The 19,191-nt window shown below is 59.1% G+C and carries 15 protein-coding genes and 1 pseudogene; 14 read left to right on the forward strand and 2 right to left on the reverse strand.

The annotated features are described in order from the left end of the window. Window positions 1-60 precede the first annotated feature (60 nt). Together I9H09_RS11925 and I9H09_RS11930 are read left to right on the forward strand one after the other, a co-directional pair. Window positions 61-1,338, forward strand: coding sequence for an NAD(P)/FAD-dependent oxidoreductase (locus I9H09_RS11925; protein WP_122325534.1), 1,278 nt, complete (start codon window positions 61-63; stop codon window positions 1,336-1,338). Between the two features lie 119 nt (window positions 1,339-1,457). Then, the gene (locus I9H09_RS11930; RefSeq protein WP_122325536.1) at window positions 1,458-3,095 is read left to right on the forward strand and encodes an ABC transporter substrate-binding protein; all 1,638 of its coding nucleotides are present in this window, start codon (window positions 1,458-1,460) and stop codon (window positions 3,093-3,095) included. A 230-nt stretch (window positions 3,096-3,325) separates the two neighbouring features. On the opposite strand, the gene I9H09_RS11935 is transcribed toward I9H09_RS11930, so the two are convergent. Continuing rightward, complete coding sequence (locus I9H09_RS11935) at window positions 3,326-4,204, reverse strand: LysR family transcriptional regulator (RefSeq protein ID WP_122325538.1); 879 nt, start codon at window positions 4,202-4,204, stop codon at window positions 3,326-3,328. 111 nt (window positions 4,205-4,315) lie between these two features. Between I9H09_RS11935 and I9H09_RS11940 the strand changes: the two genes are divergently transcribed. The 11 genes and pseudogenes from I9H09_RS11940 to I9H09_RS26955 all read left to right on the forward strand — a co-directional run. Then, a complete protein-coding gene (locus I9H09_RS11940; RefSeq protein ID WP_122346975.1) occupies window positions 4,316-5,383 on the forward strand; it encodes a four-carbon acid sugar kinase family protein in 1,068 nt (355 codons plus the stop codon). Then, window positions 5,380-6,375: a 4-hydroxythreonine-4-phosphate dehydrogenase PdxA gene (gene pdxA / locus I9H09_RS11945; protein ID WP_005894197.1), complete on the forward strand. Its 996-nt coding sequence runs from the start codon at window positions 5,380-5,382 to the stop codon at window positions 6,373-6,375. Before I9H09_RS11940 ends, pdxA begins: the two co-directional genes overlap by 4 nt. A gap of 37 nt (window positions 6,376-6,412) precedes the next feature. Next, window positions 6,413-7,369, forward strand: coding sequence for a cupin domain-containing protein (locus tag I9H09_RS11950; RefSeq protein ID WP_201769832.1), 957 nt, complete (start codon window positions 6,413-6,415; stop codon window positions 7,367-7,369). Window positions 7,370-7,408: 39 nt separating this feature from the next. Next, window positions 7,409-8,128 (forward strand): cupin domain-containing protein, encoded by a 720-nt coding sequence (locus I9H09_RS11955; protein WP_054997339.1) that lies wholly within the window; start codon window positions 7,409-7,411, stop codon window positions 8,126-8,128. 20 nt (window positions 8,129-8,148) lie between these two features. Beyond that, a complete protein-coding gene (locus I9H09_RS11960; protein WP_054997340.1) occupies window positions 8,149-9,474 on the forward strand; it encodes an NAD(P)/FAD-dependent oxidoreductase in 1,326 nt (441 codons plus the stop codon). Window positions 9,475-9,589: 115 nt separating this feature from the next. After that, entirely contained in the window at window positions 9,590-10,450 is an 861-nt protein-coding gene (locus tag I9H09_RS11965; RefSeq protein ID WP_005894203.1) for a GNAT family N-acetyltransferase, read from the forward strand. A 189-nt stretch (window positions 10,451-10,639) separates the two neighbouring features. Then, window positions 10,640-12,283, forward strand: coding sequence for an ABC transporter substrate-binding protein (locus I9H09_RS11970; RefSeq protein ID WP_005894204.1), 1,644 nt, complete (start codon window positions 10,640-10,642; stop codon window positions 12,281-12,283). A gap of 79 nt (window positions 12,284-12,362) precedes the next feature. Then, window positions 12,363-13,316, forward strand: a complete 954-nt coding sequence (locus I9H09_RS11975; protein WP_005894205.1) for an ABC transporter permease — start codon at window positions 12,363-12,365, stop codon at window positions 13,314-13,316. Next, the gene (locus I9H09_RS11980; protein WP_005894206.1) at window positions 13,313-14,221 is read left to right on the forward strand and encodes an ABC transporter permease; all 909 of its coding nucleotides are present in this window, start codon (window positions 13,313-13,315) and stop codon (window positions 14,219-14,221) included. Before I9H09_RS11975 ends, I9H09_RS11980 begins: the two co-directional genes overlap by 4 nt. Window positions 14,222-14,234: 13 nt before the next feature. Beyond that, a complete protein-coding gene (locus tag I9H09_RS11985) occupies window positions 14,235-16,067 on the forward strand; it encodes an ABC transporter ATP-binding protein (RefSeq protein ID WP_122311723.1) in 1,833 nt (610 codons plus the stop codon). Window positions 16,068-16,299: 232 nt separating this feature from the next. After that, window positions 16,300-16,590 (forward strand): annotated as a pseudogene (locus I9H09_RS26955) (threonine synthase); the annotation flags it as partial. Here the strand turns inward: I9H09_RS26955 and I9H09_RS11990 are convergent. Beyond that, a complete protein-coding gene (locus I9H09_RS11990; protein ID WP_003347707.1) occupies window positions 16,591-17,505 on the reverse strand; it encodes a LysR family transcriptional regulator in 915 nt (304 codons plus the stop codon). It abuts the pseudogene before it with no gap. Between the two features lie 310 nt (window positions 17,506-17,815). Here I9H09_RS11990 and I9H09_RS11995 point away from each other — a divergent pair, with 310 nt between their 5' ends. After that, complete coding sequence (locus I9H09_RS11995; RefSeq protein WP_122311722.1) at window positions 17,816-18,838, forward strand: zinc-dependent alcohol dehydrogenase family protein; 1,023 nt, start codon at window positions 17,816-17,818, stop codon at window positions 18,836-18,838. Window positions 18,839-19,191 lie beyond the last annotated feature (353 nt).

The raw sequence follows: 19,191 nt of genomic DNA on the forward strand, positions 1-19,191 counted from the left end.
TACTCACAGATTCTGCATTGCGCGAACGGCTCACTCACCCTCATGTAATGGATGTTGCGTATGAAAATGATGCCCTACTGGCTGGATACCGCTCCCAGGTTCGCAGCGGGTGAACGTGACGCGCCCAGCGGTGAGGTCGATGTGGCGATCGTCGGCGCCGGGTTTACCGGTTTGTCCGCCGCCATTGCACTGGCCAAAAAGGGTGCAAGGGTTGCCGTGTTCGAGGCTGGTTTGGTTGGCAACGCAGCCTCCGGACGCAATGGTGGAATGTGTAACAACGGTTTTGCCCAAGACTACTACGCGTTGTCTACCGCTATCGGGCGCGAGCGTGCGAACCTTTTGTTTCGCGCGTTTGACGCCGGCGTCAATAAGGTCGAATCGCTGATCGCGGAGGAGGGCATCGACTGCAATTTTAAACGCGTCGGCAAGCTCAAACTGGCGGCCAAACCTGAGCATTTTGACAAGCTGGCCCGATCCCAGGCACTCATGGAAAAAGAATGCGACCCCGATACGTTCATGTTGACTCGGGAACAGCTGAGCAGCGAAGTCGGATCAGACCGTTATTTCGGTGGTCTGGTCTTTGCTAAAAGTGCCGGCATGCACGTAGGTCGCTATGGTCAGGGGCTTGCGGAGGCTGCGGCCCGGCGTGGCGTGCGCATCTATGAAGATGCACCGGTGCTTGGCCTGGTGCGTCACACAGGCACTGAGCATCAGGTAAAGACGCCGCGCGGCGAGGTGCGTGCCAAACAGGTGCTACTGGCGACTGGCACGTCCGCAGTCGGACCGCTGGGGTGGTTTCGCCGACGCATCGTGCCCGTGGGCGCTTTTATCATCGTTACCGAGCCATTGTCTGTTGAAGTGCTTGACCGTCTGGTGCCGAATCGGCGCATGTACACCGATACGAAAAACTTCGTTAACTACTTTCGGATCACCCCGGACAATCGCTTGTTGTTCGGTGGGCGTGCGCGGTTTGCCAAGTCGAACCCGGCATCCGACATGAAAAGTGGCGTGATCCTGCAGAAGGCACTGATCGATATCTTCCCTGAGCTGAGCGGTACACGCATCGATTACTGCTGGGGAGGCATGGTGGATATGACCCGCGACCGCCTGCCTCGTGCCGGTGAGCACGATGGGCTGTTCTATTCCATGGGTTACAGCGGTCATGGGACGCACATGGCGACCTACATGGGCGCGATCATGGCCGAGGTGCTCGATGGCCGCGCCGACCTCAATCCGTGGAAGGATTTCACCTGGCCTGCCATCCCGGGGCACTTTGGCAACCCATGGTTTCTGCCGTTAGTGGGCGCCTATTACCGGTTTCAGGACTTGGTGCGTTAAGCCGCGACCTGAAGTATCCCCCTGTTTGTTGATGTTGGCATCACCGTCGTGCGCGTTTGAAGGACGTTCCGCTTGGCCGGGACATTCCGCTTTCCTCACTTATGGCAGGTACAACTGAAATGACTGATACCAAGATCGACTCCCAACTGATCAGCGGCCAGGAAAGCCTGCGCGTCTTCGAAAGCATTAACCGTGATATTTCTCGGCGCAGCGCGTTGCAAATGCTAGGAGTCGCCGGTGTCGCGGCCGCCGGAACCGGCAGTCTATTCGGCGCTGCCGGGAAGCTGTTCGCGGACGAGGCCGCAACCCCCGTTAAAGGCAAGCCGGGCGGACGGATTCGCGTCGCGGGCATGAACAGTTCAACTGCCGACACCCTCGATCCCGCCAAGGGTTCCGGTTCTACTGATTACACTCGGCATTTCATGTTTTATAACGGCCTGACGCGTTTCGACAGTCGTATGGTCCCGCAATTGGAGTTGGCCGAGCGCTGTGAAACCACCGACGCCACACTTTGGGTGATCACCCTTCGAAAAGAGGTGACCTTTCACAATGGCAAGTCCCTGACGGCGGCCGACGTAGTGTTTTCTTTGTTACGGCACAAGGATCCCATCGCAGGCTCCAAAGTCCTGTCGCTGGCAGAGCAGTTCAGCGAGGTCAAGGCGATCAGCGAAAGTGAAGTGCAGATACGTCTCAGCGGCCCGAACGCCGAGCTGATGTCGATTCTCGCAGTGTCGCATTTTCTGATTGTTCCCGAGGGCACCACCGACTTCAGCCTGGGCATTGGCACGGGGCCGTTCAAGGTCAAGGAGTTCAAGCCCGGCGTGCGCTCGATTGCCGTACGCAATATCCAATACTGGAAACCGGGTTTGCCTTACCTCGATGAGATCGAATTCATTGGTATTGCCGACGAACCTTCAAGGATCAACGCGCTGCTGTCAGGCGATGTGCATATCACCAATGAAGTCGATCCGCGCTCCACAGTACGCATCAAGGCCAGCAACACTCACAGGGTGATTTCGTCACCGTCTGGAAACTACACCGACCTGATCATTCGCCAGGATCAAATGCCTGGTAAAAGCCCGGAATTCACTTTGGCGATGAAATACCTGCTGGATCGTGAGCAGATTGTATCTGCCGTCTTCAGGGGTTTCGCTGTGGTCGGTAACGATCACCCAATTTCGCCTGGTTCGCGTTACTTCAATGTTGATCTGCCACAACGAGTTTACGACCCGGAAAAAGCCAAGTTCCTTCTGAAAAAGGCCGGTATTGAGAGCACCAGCATGCCGGTGTACGCTGCGCCAGCTGCGACCGGCTCGGTGGATATGGCGGTTCTCTTGCAACAATCGGCGAAACAGGCCGGGCTCAAGCTAGATGTCAACCGCATGCCCAGTGACGGCTATTGGTCCAATCACTGGGCGAAGCATCCGCTGAGTTTCGGCAACATCAACCCACGGCCGAACGCCGACGTAATGTTCTCGCAGTTCTTCAAGTCGAACGCGCCGTGGAACGAGTCCGCCTGGAAGAACGAGAAGTTCGACCAGTTGCTGGTGTTGGCCCGTGCTGAAACCGATGAGGCCAAGCGCAGCACAATGTATGCGGACATGCAGGCACTGGTGCACGAACATTGCGGCATCGGTGTTCCGGTCTTCATCAGCAATATTGACGGTATCGATCAGCGCATCAAAGGCTACGGCAGCAACCCGCTGGGTGGTTTCATGGGCTACATGTTTGCAGAGCAAGTCTGGCTGGATGCTTAATCAGAGGCGGTACTTCGAGAAAACAGCACCAGCAAATGCATCGCGGTGGCAACGCTGCGGTTGTTGAAGTCATCCAGACGCAGGTGAAACCTGCCTGGGTCAGCTGGAGTTTTGATCGCCGCGCTGGATGACGGGTGGCAGCAGTTGTGCGCGGCTCATCCACTTTGTGGCAGCCTTTCAGACAATGTGAGATCGCGATTTTGAGTTGCGGTGCGATCTGTTCGAAGGAGTTAGGGCCTTAGGTGCCTGAACTGCGCTAGAAGCCACTCAGCGAGTTCAAACTCCACGCCTTGCAGTTCATTCGACCCTAACCATATCAACCCATATTGACTGCCGTCAGGGTCAAAGCCAGCAGGTGCCGCCAGGCTTCCTCGTCCCACATCGTCAACAGCGAGTATCAGCGGGCTGAGGGCGACACCAAGGCCTGCAGCTGCAGCTTCGACAATCAGAGAGTGATGGTCGTAGTACCGGATTTCTGTGGGCCGAAGCGCCGACGGATGGGTGCTCAGCCATTGCGCCCATGCGTCAGGTCGCGTCTTCGACCCGAGAGCAAGATAGTCGCCGTGTTCGAAATTCGGCACCAATTCCGGCCTCATGACAGGCCCAACCTTTTCGGGGAAAAGGGGCCGGACATTCCACGTCTCGGGTACAGCGAAATCTAACCGTCGAATAGCGAGATCCACCTGACTCTTGCGAAAGTCCACCAGCCCGCCACCCACGGAGAGGTGGAGGGCGATGTTTGGATGCGCCACTTGAAATCCCCCCAGCCGCGGAATGAGCCAGCGCATGGCAACTGAAGGTTCGCAGGAGAGCACCAGGGCCGTTTTCCCGACACTGATAGCACGCAGGCTTTGCATGGTGGCGGCCAACTCGCCGAAAAACCTGCCAAGGGTGAGGTTGAGTGTCTCGCCGGCCGGTGTGAGCCGCAGGCCTCGCCCATTCCTCTCGAATAACTTGACCCCGATGTCGTCGGCGAGTTTGGTGATGCGGCGACTAACAGCGCCGTGCGTGAGCGCGAGCGAGTCAGCGGCACGCCGGACTGAACCCAGCCGCGCTGTTGCTTCGAATGCTCGCAGGTCATCGAGCGAAGGTATTTCTGAATGGTCCATTGGTGAGAAATTATCACCAATAGTGATCAGAAACTATCGCTTTTTATAGTGTGAATGAATTTTTACAATCGATACATGTGCAGAAGACATCAACCGAATATTGGGGGCCTAATGCTTACAAATAATCAACCCAATATCGGGATCCTCGCCGACGATCTGACCAGTGCGGCAGATGGCGCGGCACCTTTCGTCGCTCGCGGACTGAGCGCGCAAATCGGAAGGGGCCAGCTTCCACGTCAAACAGCAGCGGTCGTCGCTGTCGATAGCGGTTCGCGATCCGCTACTTTGTCGCAAGCTTGTGAGGAGGTCGCACGATTGACCTCACTGCTTTCCGGTTGCGCCGTGTTCTACAAGACGGTGGACTCCACGCTACGCGGCAATATCGCGGAAGAGCTTGAGGCATGTTTTGCGGCGAGCGGCCGTAGATCACTGGTGTTCGCACCAGCCTTTCCCCAAGCCGGACGTACGACGGTGGGCGGAATTCAGTTTGTTGACGGTATCCCGGTTTCCGAGAGTGTGTATGGCCAAGACCCTGTGCACCCGGCGCGGCATTCTGCGCTTGTCGATCTGGTCCCGAACTGCATCAAAGATGTCACGCTGCTCGATGCGGTAACGCAGGAAGAACTCGACGCGCAAATTGCTTCTATCGAGGACCCAGAATCTATCCTGTGGCTTGGCTCTCCTGGAATGGCGGTAGCCCTGGCGCGGCGTTTTGTGCCGGCGAAGACTGCACCGCAATTGCTTGATTGCATCAGTAACGATGTTTTGGTCGTCATTGGAAGCGCGAATCCGCGCAGCCACCGACAGGCAGATCTGGTCCGGGAGCTCAGCAGCGTCACGCTGCTGCGCGGACCCGCTACGCGCGAGCGCGACCCGGCTGCGGTGCTGCGACGCATTGCAGACGACGCGGCGCGCGAACTTCAAGATACACGCTTCGGCGCGTTAATCGCGACCGGCGGCGACACGATGGAAGCTGTCCTGGATCTTCTCAACGTTCGTGAGTTCGAGGTCCTGCAAGAACTGGAACCCGGTTTTCCTCTTTCTCGCGCCAAGCTTGGCGGGGGACGCACGCTCCTGCTTGCCATGAAAGCCGGTGGCTTTGGCAGTGACGACTCTCTAGAGCGCGCTATCGCGCGGATACGCGGTGCAGCCCAAGCCATACACAAGGATTTACTATGAAAAATATTTTTCCTCCAATTGCCCTGACGATGGGCGATGCATCCGGCATTGGGCCGGAAATCGTTGCGAAGTTACTTGCGAAGGGCGGCGAACGCGTGGTCGTGTTCGGCAGCTGTATCGTGATGCAGGACATCGTGCGTCGGCTGGGCCTGGACATCGAGGTGAGACGCATAGATGTGCCCGATGCGGCGCAGTTCCAGCCGCGCGTCATTGAAGTCATCGAGGCCACCCGGATCGTCGAGCCTCCACCACTCGGGCAGATCAGCGCGATTTCCGGGCAGGCGGCCTTCGATGCCATCGTTGCAGCGATAGCAGCAGCCAAGTCCGGAGAGGTGAGCGGTATCGTCACGGCGCCGATCAATAAGGAGGCGATGAGCAGCGCCGGAATTCGCTACCCCGGCCATACGGAAATTCTGGCCGAGTATGGCGGCGCCAGTCGTGTGGCAATGATGCTGGCCAACGACGACATCCGTACGGTGCTCGTCACGATCCACACCTCACTGCGCAAAGCGATCGAACAGGGTGATTTCGACGCGCAGATGTCGGCCATCCGCCTTGCCCACGAGGGCGGGAAGGCGCTCGGCTTCCCGAGCCCACGTATAGCCGTTGCAGGTCTCAATCCGCACGCCGGTGAAGGCGGCCTGTTTGGCGATGAGGAAATCAGGATCATCCTGCCTGCAATTGAAGCGGCCCGTGCCGAAGGTATAGATGCCAGCGGCCCACATCCAGGCGACACAGTCTATATGCAGGCACGGATGGGCAGATTCGATGTCGTCGTAGCCCAATACCACGATCAAGGGCTGATCCCTGTGAAGTATCTCGGTCTGGAAAAAGGAGTGAACATCACACTGGGCCTGCCGTTTGTCCGCACCAGCCCGGATCACGGCACGGCGTTTGACATCGCGGGCCGGGGTATTGCCGACCACGCCAGCCTGGAAACTGCACTTGCCTATGCAAAGCGTCTTGTAGCTGCGCAGGCCACGCAAAACTAATTGAAAGGGAACCATCATGGGACTTCGCTTCATTTTCATGCTCACGCGCAATGACCGCACGGTTGCAGACGCATCGCAGCAACTCCAAACGGCGCTCGACCTCGGTGTTCGACACATCGGCTTCAAGGACATCGGCTTGCCGATCGAGCAGTTGAAGAGCCTCAATGCAGCCATCAAGGCGGGCGGTGCCACTTCCTACCTGGAGGTCGTGTCGTTGGACCGAGAAAGCGAAATCGTGTCAGCGAAGGCGGCTGTCGAGATCGGCGTCGACATTCTTCTTGGTGGCACGCGGGTCGATGACGTGCTGCCGATCATCAAGGAGACCGGCATCCAGTACTTCCCCTTCCCCGGTCTGATCACCGGTCACCCGAGCGTGCTGGAAGGCAGCATCGAGGAGATTGTCGACAGCGCCAAGGCGATGGCAGCGCGCGATGGTGTGCACGGCCTGGATCTGCTGGCATACCGTTCGGCGGAGAACGTGCCCGAGTTGATGCGGGCCGTCTGTGCTGCAGTCTCCAAGCCTGTCTACGTTGCAGGCTCAATCGCAAGCCCCGAGAGAATTGCAATAGTTCAGGGTGCAGGCGCAGCTGGATTCACGATCGGGACTGCGGCCTTGGACGGCCAATACCCTGCCGATGGGAAGGACGTGCCCAGTCAGCTCAACGCAATCCTGCGCGACGTCGCCGCTCTGAACAAGCATCTTTCGCCAATTCGCAAGAAGAACCTGTCAACCGTGTTTGCCGACAAAGTCGAGGGGCAGATCAACAACACGCACATCAAGGTCGCCATGTTCAAGGGCGCCTCCAACTGGTCATTTCGACAGAACGACGATGAACTGTTTTTTGTTCACCGGGGGCGGCTGCTCATGAAATTCCGTGACCGTGAAGAGATTGTCGAACCGGGAGAGTTCATCGTCGTACCGCATGGCGTTGAGCACTGTGCGGTGGCTTTGGACGCAGAGGCATGTGAAGTGTTGCTGGCAATCGCCGGCTAGGTCTTCAGAGAAATCATCGCGCAACGCGCAGGAGCAATCATGACCGTAGCCCAAGTGCTGCATCGCGCCGACGGTGCACCCGTTTCAACTTCCTTCCGCCAAGCGGCGTTCGGTAAGGACGATCCTTTTGCACGACATCGCGAGATTGCCTGGGAAGGAGCCGACTCGATGATCGCGGGTCGAACCAGTTTCATCGGTGAACTTGAAGTTCCGGGCTTCCCTCACAACGAAACCATTGTCGTCGTCGAGGGAGAGCTGACCCTGACCGCAGCCGGAGCGGCCCCGCTGGTGCTCGGCCCGCAAGCGGGTGCTGTCATCGGGTGCGGTACGGAGCTTCGCATCCAGGCCGAATCGGGCGCGCGATTCGTGTTTTGCGCGGCCGCTTGCGACAAGCCGACAAGACGCGGGCTGTTCCCGCTATACGCTGACGCCGACTTCAAGCCATCCGCCTCGCTGCCCGCAGAGGCACTGCTGAGCCAGCCCCCGCAATGCCGCAAGGACAATGTATTCACCGAGGACGGCACGCAGTACAGCGCGGGCACCTGGGATTCGACACCGTACCACCGGATTGTTCGCCCGCATCGCATCAACGAATTCATGTACCTGCTGGCCGGCGGCGTGCGGTTCGCGACTCCTGACGGCAGCGTGCTGTCGCTGGGCACTGGCGACGCACTGTTCGTGCCTCAAGGCGCGCAGGTTGGATGGGAAAGCAGCGATCGCGTGGCGAAGTTCTATGTGACCCAAAGCGTCCAGGCCTGAATTGACTAGCGAGACCCATCATGTCCCCACCACTGAACCACATCAACACATCCTCCAAGCCACCTGCCTCCGCCGAGGTCGTCGTGATCGGCGGCGGCATCATCGGTGTCTTTACCGCCTACTACCTGGCCAAGCGCGGCGTATCCGTCGCCTTGGTCGAGAAGGGGAGGATTGGGGCTGAACAGTCCAGCCGCAATTGGGGCTGGTGCCGGCAGCAGAACCGCGACGCCCGCGAACTGCCCATGGCGAGCAAGAGCCTTGATCTCTGGGAGCAATTTGCCGCTGAGAGCGGTGAAGACACGGGTTTTCGTCGCTGCGGGCTCTTGTTTCTTAGTAACGATGAGGCCGAGATTTCTCGTTGGGCCAGCTGGCATGATTTTGCCAAGAGCGCCGGCGTGACAACCCACATGCTAAGCAGCCGCGAGGCCGCCCAGCGGGGGCAAGCGACCGGTCGCGCCTGGAAGGGCGGCGTCTTCTCGCCCACCGATGGCACCGCCGATCCTGGTAAGGCTGCGCCGGCCGTGGCAGCTGCGCTTATAAAGCTCGGCGGCAGTGTCCACCAGAACTGTGCCGCCCGCGGCATCGAGACCGAAGGCGGGCGGGTTAGCGGCGTGGTGACCGAAGCCGGGGTCATCAAGACCAAGACGGTTGTGCTTGCCGGTGGGGCCTGGGCCTCCTCGTTCTGCCGTCAGCTGGGCATCCGGTTTCCCCAAGCTTCTATACGCCAATCGATCCTGAGCGTGTCCCCTGTGGAACATTGCTTGCCGGATGCCCTGTTTACGAAAGGCGTGTCCTTCACGCGCCGCAACGACGGACGCTACGCATTGGCCATCAGCGGCCGCGCACGCGTGGACGTGACGCCGCAGTTCATGCGATTCGCGCCGCAATTCTTGCCCATGTTCGCGGAGCGCTGGCGCAACCTTCTTCCGGGAGGCCTGCAAGGCATTCAGGGTGGGCACGAAACGCTAAGGCGCTGGCGGCTCGATGCGCCGACCCCCATGGAGCGGATGCGCATCCTCGATCCGAAGCCCTGTTTGTCCACGATCAGGGAGACCCACCGCCGCGCCGTTGAACTGTTGCCCCAGCTTCACGATGCAAAGATCACGCACGCGTGGGCCGGCTTCGTCGACTGCACGCCGGACGGTGTTCCCGGCATCGGCGAGGTACCGGGGGTGCCAGGTTTCATCCTCGCAGCAGGCTTTTCCGGACACGGCTTCGGCATTGCACCTGGAGCCGGCCACCTGATCGCTGACCTTGCCAGTGGTGCCGAACCGATCGTTGACCCTGTACCGTACCGGCCGGGCCGGTTCAGCAGTTCCGCATGGGGCAAGGTCGCTGATTTTTAGGCCATACCCACCCAGCCAAGCCTGAAACGGCTTTCTCGCGGAGTCCCGATGACGGCACACCGTTCCGGGAAGAAGCCAGGATCCTGCGAATGTTGCAAGTCCGAGGAGAGAAACCATGACCAATCAAACGAGGAATGCCGGCGTCACTTATCGCCGGATGACTGAGGATGACCTTCCCTCGGCACATGAACTGTCGCAGGCGGTGTACTGGGCGCATCGCCTCGAAGACTGGCAGTTAATGTACCGCCTCGGCACGGGTTTCGTGGCGCAGGAAAACGGTACGCTGGCTGGCACCGGGCTGTGCTGGAAATTCGGCAATACCCATGCCTCGCTCGGCATGATCATTGTGTCATCGGAACGGCAAGGCAAGGGCATCGGTCGCGAACTGATGAACCTGGTGCTTGAGGAACTGGGCGAGCGCTGCATCTTGCTCACGGCCACCCCGGTCGGACAGCCACTGTATGAAAAGCTGGGCTTCGTGCCGACCGGCACCGTCGACCATCATCAGGGCATGATGCAGCAACCGTCCCCACTTGCACTTGCCGCGGGAGAGCGCATCCGTCCGGTTGCGGCCGGCGATCTGCAAGCGCTGGCGGCACTGGCAACGCGCGCCCTTGGCATGCCACGTGAAGAGTTTATGGCGCAAGTGCTAAATGTGGCCGAGGGCGTACTGATCGAAAAGAATGGCGAAGCGATCGGATTCTCCATCATGCGCCCCTTCGGCCTCGGCCGTGTGATCGGCCCAGTGGTGGCCCCCGATACACAGCGTGCCAAGGCCCTGATCGCCCATTGGGCGCGAACCTACTCCGGTTCCTTCGTGCGCGTCGATGTGACCGGCGAAAGCGGCCTTGGCACTTGGGTGGAAAGCCTCGGGCTGGCACTAGCCGGGCCCTCGGTGCGCATGGTTCGCGGCCAGGCACCGGTATCGGACGACACGGTCAAGCAATATGCGATCTTCAGCCAGGCCCTAGGTTGAGCGCGGCCGCAATGCCGTCTGCCTATTCCTGACCACTCTTGGGCATTTCGGCAAATCCTGGTTCCTGACGAAGGTAATGGCGTATTAAACGATTACGGGACCAATACACTGAATTTATGCAGTTGCGTCACGTTGCAAAAACGCTTCGGCAATGCGGGAGCATTCGAACCTTCAAACGGTAGAACCGATATGACTGACGATAAAAACAAAGTCGACTCCCAATTGATCACAGGCCAAGAAAGCCTGCGTGTTTTTGAAGGGCTCAATCGTGGTATGTCGCGCCGTGATGCCTTGCGCATGCTGGGGGTCGCAGGGATTGCTGCCGCTGGCGCGGGCAGCCTGTTCGGTTCGGCCGGCCAAGTGTTCGCCGCAACCTCAGCAAGTACGGGTCAAGGCAAGCAGGGTGGCCGCATCAAGGTTGCCACATCGACAAGCTCGACCGCCGATACGCTGGACCCGGCAAAGGGCGCGAACTACACCGACTACTGTCGGCACAACATGTTCTATAACGGCTTGGCGGTCTTGGACGCGCAACTGACGCCGCGCATGGCTCTGGCGGAGTCGTTCGATACAGATGATGCGATCTCCTGGACCATCAAGCTGCGCAAGGACGTTGTATTCCACGATGGCAGGCCATTCACTTCGGCCGACGTCGTCTATTCGTTGAACCGCCACAAGCTACCGGAGACTGGCTCCAGGGTGGTGGCCATTGCGCAGCAGTTGGAGGAGGTGAAGGCCGTTGGACCACATGAGGTGCAGATCCGCTTGGTCAGCCCGAATGCCGACCTGCCGGCGATCCTTGCCACTACTTATTTTCTCATCGTGCGCGACGGTACCACCGATTTCGCCATCGCCAACGGCACCGGGCCTTTCAAATGTGCGGAATTCCAGCCAGGTGTGCGCTCGATCAGCGCGCGCAACGCCAGCTATTGGAAGCCGGGCCTGCCTTACCTCGACGAGATCGAATTCTTCTCGATCCCCGACGAGGCTGCTCGTATCAGTGCCCTGCTTGCCGGTGATGTGGACCTGATTAATCCGATCAATCCGCGTTCGGTTGCGCGCATTCAGGAAAGTGCCAAGGTAGAGTTGATGGAGACCCCGACCGGTGGCTATACCAACCTAGGGCTGCGCGACAATCTGGGCCCGGTGCAGAACCCGGACTTTGTCCTGGCGATGAAGTATCTGCAAGATCGCAAACAGATCAATCGGGTTGCTTTCCGGGGCTACGGCGTGATCGCCAACGACCAGCCGGTCGCCCCCAGCAATCGTTACTACTTCGCTGGTCTGCCACAACGTGAGTACGACCTGGATAAGGCCAGGTTCCACCTGCAGAAATCCGGCATGGCCGGACGTCCCTTGCCCCTTGTGTGTTCCGACGCCGCTACTGGCTCAGTGGACATCGCGCAGTTGCTGCAGCTCTCCGGGCAGCAGATCGGCCTCAAGCTGGATATCAAACGGATGCCAGCGGATGGTTACTGGTCCAGTCACTGGATGAAGCATCCGTTGTACTTCGGCAACATCGGCGCGCGCCCGACCGTCGACCTGATGTTCAGCCTGTTCTACCAGTCCAGCGCGGGCATGAACGAATCGGGTTGGAAGAACGAACAGTTCGACCAGTTGCTGGTCGCTGCGCGCGGCGAGACTGATGAAGCTAAACGTAAGCAGATGTATGGCGATATGCAGGTGCTGGTGAATGAACACTGCGGTGTCGGTATTGCGCAGTTCAACAGCAGCCTCGATGGCCACAGCGTCAAGTTGAAAGGACTTACCCCTCATCCACTCGGTGGGATGATGGGTTACATGTTCGCCGAGAACGTCTGGCTGGATGCCTGAGCAACTAGGGAAACGACAGCTCGATAACCAGGGTGTCGCCTGCAGCTTATGCAGGCGCCACTAAGTGAAGGTATGAATTATGAACAGTACTATTGCACGCTTGGTTGGTGGTCGATTGGCTGTAGGCGTGATAACGCTGCTTTTCGTTTCGCTCGTGGTGTTTTTCCTCACCAACCTGCTACCGGGTGACGCGGTCCAGGAACAGCTCGGCCAAGAGGCAACGCCAGAAGTGCTGGCGGCGCTGCGCGCGCAGTTAGGCCTTGATCTACCCGTGCACCTGCGTTACGTGAACTGGTTAGGCGGGCTGATCACCGGTAATCCTGGCGTTTCCTTGGTCAACGGTATGCCGGTTGACGAGATGATCGCCAGCCGGCTGCCCAATACCCTGAAACTGGGAGCGATCGCCGCGTTGTTCTCGGTGCCGCTGGCGTTGGTCATAGGCATTCTGTCAGCGATGTACCGCGGCTCAATCTTCGACCGTTACAGCAACATGCTGACGGTGTTCGCTGTCTCCGTGCCGGAGTTCCTGATCGCCACCGTCGCGGTACTGATCTTCGCGGTCAAGCTGGGCTGGCTGCCGGCGCTGTCGCGTAGCGTCGAGACCGAGTCGTTTGGCGAACTGGTTCACGTCTATGCGTTGCCGGTGTTGACGCTGTGTTGCGTACTGACGGCGCAGATGGCACGCATGACGCGGGCCGCGGTGGTCGATCAGCTCAGCGCCTCCTATGTCGAAATGGCGACGCTCAAAGGGGCAGGGCCGATACGGGTAGTGCTTCGTCATGCATTACCCAATGCTATCGGGCCGATCGCCAATGCCATAGCGCTGAGCCTGTCGTACCTGTTGGGCGGCGTAGTCATAGTCGAGTCGATCTTCAACTATCCGGGCGTAGCAACACTGATGGTAAACGGTGTAGTCACGCGTGACATGCCATTGATACAGGCATGCGTGATGTTGTTTAGCCTGGGTTTTCTGGTGTTGGTTCTGCTGGCTGACCTCTGTGCAATCCTATCCAACCCGAGGCTGCGCAAATGAAACCGAACAGTATTTCACCTAAAACGAGTATCGGCAGTGGCAAGGATAACGGCCGGAATCAGGATGAGGATGGAGCGAGCCAGCCGCTGCGAACACGCGGGCGTCGGCTGTCCCTGTCTATAGGCGGCGTCATCGGCTTGCTGATCGTGACCTTCTGGGCGCTAATGGCCGTCGCCGGGCCCCTGTTGGCGCCCTACGATGCCAACGCAATGATCAGTGATGATTACTTCGGCCCGCTTAGCCTGGCGTTCCCATTGGGTACCGACTACCTGGGGCGGGATATCCTCAGCCGCTTGTTGCACGGCGCGCCTTTCACCATCGGTGTGGCGTTGACGGCCACAGCGATAGCCTGCACTGCTGGCGTCGTACTGGCGCTGGTGGCGGCTGCGTCCGGTGGCTGGGTCGACGCATTCATAAGTCGTACCCAGGATGCGCTGATCGCGATTCCAAACAAGATTTTTGCCCTGCTGATAGTGGCTACGTTCGGCTCCTCGGTACCACTGTTGTTGCTGATGGCCGCATTCGCCTATATGCCGGGTTCCTTTCGGATGGCGCGTTCAGCGGCGGTGAACGTCATGACCATGGACTTTATCCAGGTTGTGCGTACTCGAGGCGAAGCCATGCCCTACATCATCTTCATCGAAGTACTGCCGAACATGCTGCGCCCGGTGCTGACCGACTTTGGTCTGCGCTTCGTCTACGTGGTGCTGCTGCTAAGCGCCATGAGTTTCCTTGGGCTGGGCGTGCAGCCACCGGACGCCGACTGGGGTTCGCTGGTGCGGGAAAATATCGATGGCCTTTCGGCGGGGGCCCCGGCCGTGCTGGTACCGGCGGTCGCCATAGCCACCCTGACTATGGGTGTGAACCTGCTCATCGACAGCTTCGGCGGCCGATCCAATCGCTAGATGGAGAAGTGAGATGAACGAAATCGTCAGGGTAAGTGGCCTGCGTGTGGTTGCACGTAACGAAGAGGGCATCAATATACCCATCGTGCACGGTGCCGATTTCAGCCTGAAAAAAGGCGAAGTTCTGGCGTTGATCGGCGAGTCGGGTTCCGGCAAGAGCACCATAGCGCTGTCGCTGATGGGTTACGCCCGCTCGGGTTGCCGTATCGTCGGCGGCTCTATACGGGTCGGTGATATCGACGTCCTGAAACTGTCGAATACCGAGCTGGCAAAGCTGCGCGGGCGCACCGTGGCGTATATCGCCCAGAGTGCGGCCGCGGCATTCAATCCGTCCAAAAGCATCATGGAACAGGTGATCGAAAGCGCGCTGATCCATGGCGTTCTGTCACGCAAGCAGGCGCAGGCCAAGGCCGTCGAGCTGTTCCGCGAACTGGCTCTGCCGGAACCGGAACGCATTGGTTCGCGCTATCCGCACCAGGTCTCGGGTGGGCAGCTGCAACGGCTGATGGCGGCGATGGCGCTGATAACCGATCCGGCACTGGTGATTCTGGATGAGCCGACCACGGCGTTGGATGTCACGACCCAGATTGAAGTGCTGCGGGCGTTCAAAAAGGTGGTACGAGAACGCGGCACCACGGCTATTTACGTCTCCCACGATCTGGCGGTGGTGGCGCAGATGGCCGACCGCATCGTCGTACTGTGCGACGGCCGGATTCAGGAAAACAACCCTACCGAACAGATCCTGGCTGCACCTGAACATCCCTATACGCGCAGCCTGCTGGCCGCGATAAGGCCGGCAGCTCGCCTGAGAGCGGGCGTTCAAGAGGTACCTTCGGCGCAAGAGGATCTGCTGCTCGAAATCCACGGTCTGGAGATTTGCTACGGCACCAAGAAGGTGCTGCAGAATGTCGATCTGAAGATCCGGCGCGGCGCGGCGGTCGGCGTGATCGGCGAGTCGGGGTCGGGGAAAACCACGCTGGCGCAGGCCATCGCCGGTTTGGCACCAACGTCGGCCGGACGTATCCTGCTGGACGGTCAGCCGCTCAGCAGGAAGCTGGCGGGGCGCACCCGAGAGCAGTTCCGGCGTGTTCAGTTCGTCTTCCAGAACGCTGATACGGCGCTGAACCCAAAGCACAGCATTGAACAGATCCTCGGTCGCCCGCTACGTTTCTACCACGGGATGAGCGGCGCGCAGCAGCAGCGTCGGGTGGTCGAATTGCTGGAGCTGGTGCAGTTGCCGGCCAGCATTGCGCAACGCCGGCCCGGCGAGTTGTCCGGCGGCCAAAAGCAGCGTGTCAACCTGGCGCGGGCGCTGGCGGCGGAGCCGGATCTGATCCTCTGTGACGAAGTGACCTCGGCGCTGGATACAGTGGTGGGCGCGGCGATTCTTGAACTGTTGCGCGACCTGCGCCGCGAACTGGGAGTCTCCTTCCTGTTCATCAGTCATGACATATCCACCGTTCGTGCGCTCTGTGACGACATAGTGGTGATGTACAGCGGCTACAAGGTCGAGGCCGGTGATCAGAGTGCGTTCGCCCAGGCGCCGTTCCATCCCTACACCAACCTGTTGACCAATTCGGTGCCGGAGCTGCGCCAGGGCTGGCTGGAAACCTGCGGAGCCGCTAAAGGCAAGCTGCCGTCGATTGGCGAGCAGACCAACGTAGCGAATCTCTGTGCGTTTCTTGATCGCTGCCCGGTGCGCATCGACGGCCTGTGCAATCGTAGCGCGCCACCGCGCGGCAAAATCGCCGGCGGTAGTGAGATTCTTTGCCATCACACCAGTGCCGAGCTGCTCAAGGTGCAGGAAGGTGTGAGCAGCATGAAATTAGTGGGTACCTACGTATGAGTGCGCGCTTCGTCCGCCTGGCCGAGCGTGAGCAGCCACCGGTCAGGCTGATGGGGGCCTGCCAGGACTGCCGGGCTTATTGATGCGTTAGATACGCTGGTTTCCAACTTGCACATGGCCGAGTTTTGGCAGGGAATTATGTTCGCGTACTCGTCCAATGATTTGGTGAGCGACTGGAGATATTTCAGTCTACAGACTCTTCGCGGGTTCTCACTCTCGCAGTTTAGGGTAGTTTGATGATTGTCAGAACATTGCTCTCGCGACTTTTGCGTGAGTAGCCATTGCCCGGTTTGATATTCCTAGGGTTCAATTCGACCTACTGGGTCGGAGTTCTGGCGCAGAGTGTTTTCTACTTCCACGTCGCCTGCAATCGAGTGTTAGCTTACGTCCTATAGGCCTCAGCGTTCCTGCGGCCGGCTTCGCCGAGGCCTATGCCGGCTTTGTTGCCCAGAAGATGGGGCTTCCGATCAATCAGATAACCATATCTACCAATCGTAATGATGCTCTGCGCCCATTCATACACTTAAAGACTATCCGGATCGCCAAAAAACATCTGGATCCGCGACCTCAACCAACGCTCCCCAGGGTCATTATCCTGCGCGCCGCGCCAGGCCATATGCAGCTCGAACGTACGGGTTTCAATCGGCAGGTCTTCAGAGCGGACGCCGCCGGCGGCGGTCAGTACCTGCGCGGCATAATCCGGCACGGTGGCGATGATGTCTGTGCCGGTCAGCAGGGTTGCCAGGCCGTTGAACTGCGGCACAGCGAGGACAACATGGCGTTTGCGGTCCAGTTTCTCCAGGTGTTCGTCAATGAAGCCGCTCAGGTCGCCGGCGAAGGAAACCAACGCATGGGGCCGGGCGCAGAAGTCGTCGAGGCTCAAGGGGCCGGGTATTGAATCGGCACGCAGCAACTGCGGCTTGCTCCTGCGCAATACCTTGCGTTTGGCGTTGGCGGGCAGGTCCTGGGTGTAACTGACGCCGACCGAAATTTCCCCAGACGCCAGCAATGGCGGCATCAGGATGTAATTGACGCGTCTGACCACCAGCACAATCCCTGGTGCTTCGGAGCGCAGGCGCTTGAGCAGCGTGGGCAGCAAGGCAAATTCCACATCGTCCGACAAACCGATACGAAACACCGAAGTGCTGGTCGCCGGGTCGAATTCCGAAGCCCGACTGACGGCGGTCGAAATAGAGTCGAGTGCCGGGGAGAGCAGGGCGAAGATTTCCGTGGCGCGGGCGGTGGGTTCCATGCTGCGGCCGGTACGAACGAACAGCGGGTCGTCGAACAGGCCGCGCAGTCGTGATAGCGCAGCACTGATGGCGGGCTGGCCAAGAAACAGTTTTTCCGCCGCACGCGTCACGCTGCGCTCATGCATCAGGGTTTCAAAAACGATGAGCAGGTTGAGGTCGACGCGACGCAGGTCGTTGCGGTTCATGCGGAATATCTCGGGCCATTTGTCGGTTGAGGACGTGAGCAGGGTGCGATAGTACGAGCAAATGCGGGTCGGGCGCAGGGAAAATTAATGGCAAGGGCACTGAATGTCCACATGGCTTGCAATGTCTCGTCGACATGCGAACAATGGCGGCCATTACGCATACTGGCTTCCAGACGCTGTCTGGCCGCGGCATGCAGCTCTCAGGACACAATCGATGACAGGCATGTCGACTATCAATAGCCACCGATAGTGTTCCCGGCAATGCCCGGATAAAGTTTGTGGCATCAAGGTTTACCAGGCGAGGTTCTAAATGTCCCGCACGATCCGTTTTCACCAGTTTGGCCCGGCCGAGGTGCTCAAGCTCGAAGAGCAGCCTGTCGCGTCGCCTGTATCCGGCGAGGTGCAGGTGCGCGTCCAGGCCATCGGTGTCAGCTGGTACGACGTTCTCTGGCGGCAAAATCTCGCGTCCACTCAGGCCCGGCTGCCGGCTGGCCTGGGTTATGAGATGGCGGGCGTGGTCACAGCGCTCGGCGCAGGGGTCGATGACTTGCAGGTCGGCGACAAGGTCGCCAGCTTCCCGGCAGCCGACGCCAACCAGCATCCTGTCTACGGCGAATCCATCGTCATGCCACGTCGTGCGCTGACCCGTTATCCCGACATCCTTACCCCGGTTCAGGCCAGTGTGCATTACACGCCCTATCTAGTGGCTTACTTTGCCTATGTTGATCTGGCGCGTATCAAGGCTGGCCAGACTGTGCTGGTCACCGATGCCAGCCATTGCTCAGGCCCTGCGTTCGTGCAACTGGGCAAAGCTCTGGGGGTTAGCGTGATTGCAGCCACCAAGACTGATGACGCCCGTGAGTACCTGCTGTCGCTGGGTGCCGACAAGGTAGTGGTCACCGAAGAGCAGGACCTGCTGATGGCGATCAACAAGTACACCGATAATCGTGGTGTCGATGCCGTGTTCGATGGCTTGGGCGGTCCGCAGATGTCAATCATGGGTGATGTGCTGGCGCCGCGTGGCAGTCTGGTGCTGTACGGGTTGCAAGGCGGTAATCAGACGCCGTTCCCGGCTTGCGCAGCATTCCAGAAGAACATTCAGTTTTACGTGCATTGCCTGGGTAACTTCACCGGTAAGCCTGAACTGGGCATTACGCAAGACCAGGAAGCACTGCAACGCGCCCTGAAAGACATTAATCAGATGACACAGGATAATAAGCTGGCGCCATTACAGACGCGCAGTTTTCCGTTCGAACAGGTCGTGCAGGCACACCGTTACATGGACGCCTGCCCGATTGGCGGGCGCGCAGTGCTGGAAGTCGAGTCTGCCTGACTCCGCACACAGGCACTCAGCAAGTTATTATCGAAAAGGCCTTCCACACGGAAGGCTTTTTTGCAGGCGCCGTGTGCCAAAAGACAAGGCTGATGAAAAGTTGCGGGCGCTGCGGCGGCCAGTTTTGTGTGCCAGAGATAATTAAAGTTGATACGCGCGGTTGTCGATAAGAAAAACAACGTTAACAGCAGTTTATTAGAGTTGATAAATTCTGTCAGAGCAGTGGGTGTCAGGCTGTCTTTTCCTACGGACCATGAAGACAGCGAGCCACAGCTTAGGCGTTGTCGTAAAAGCCGACATGCCGCTGCCGTTTGTTGGCAGGCCCCGACTGACAGTGTGCTTGTTGATGAGCA

The organism is Pseudomonas tremae (assembly GCF_023278125.1).
Taxonomy (GTDB): Bacteria; Pseudomonadota; Gammaproteobacteria; order Pseudomonadales; family Pseudomonadaceae; genus Aquipseudomonas; species Aquipseudomonas tremae.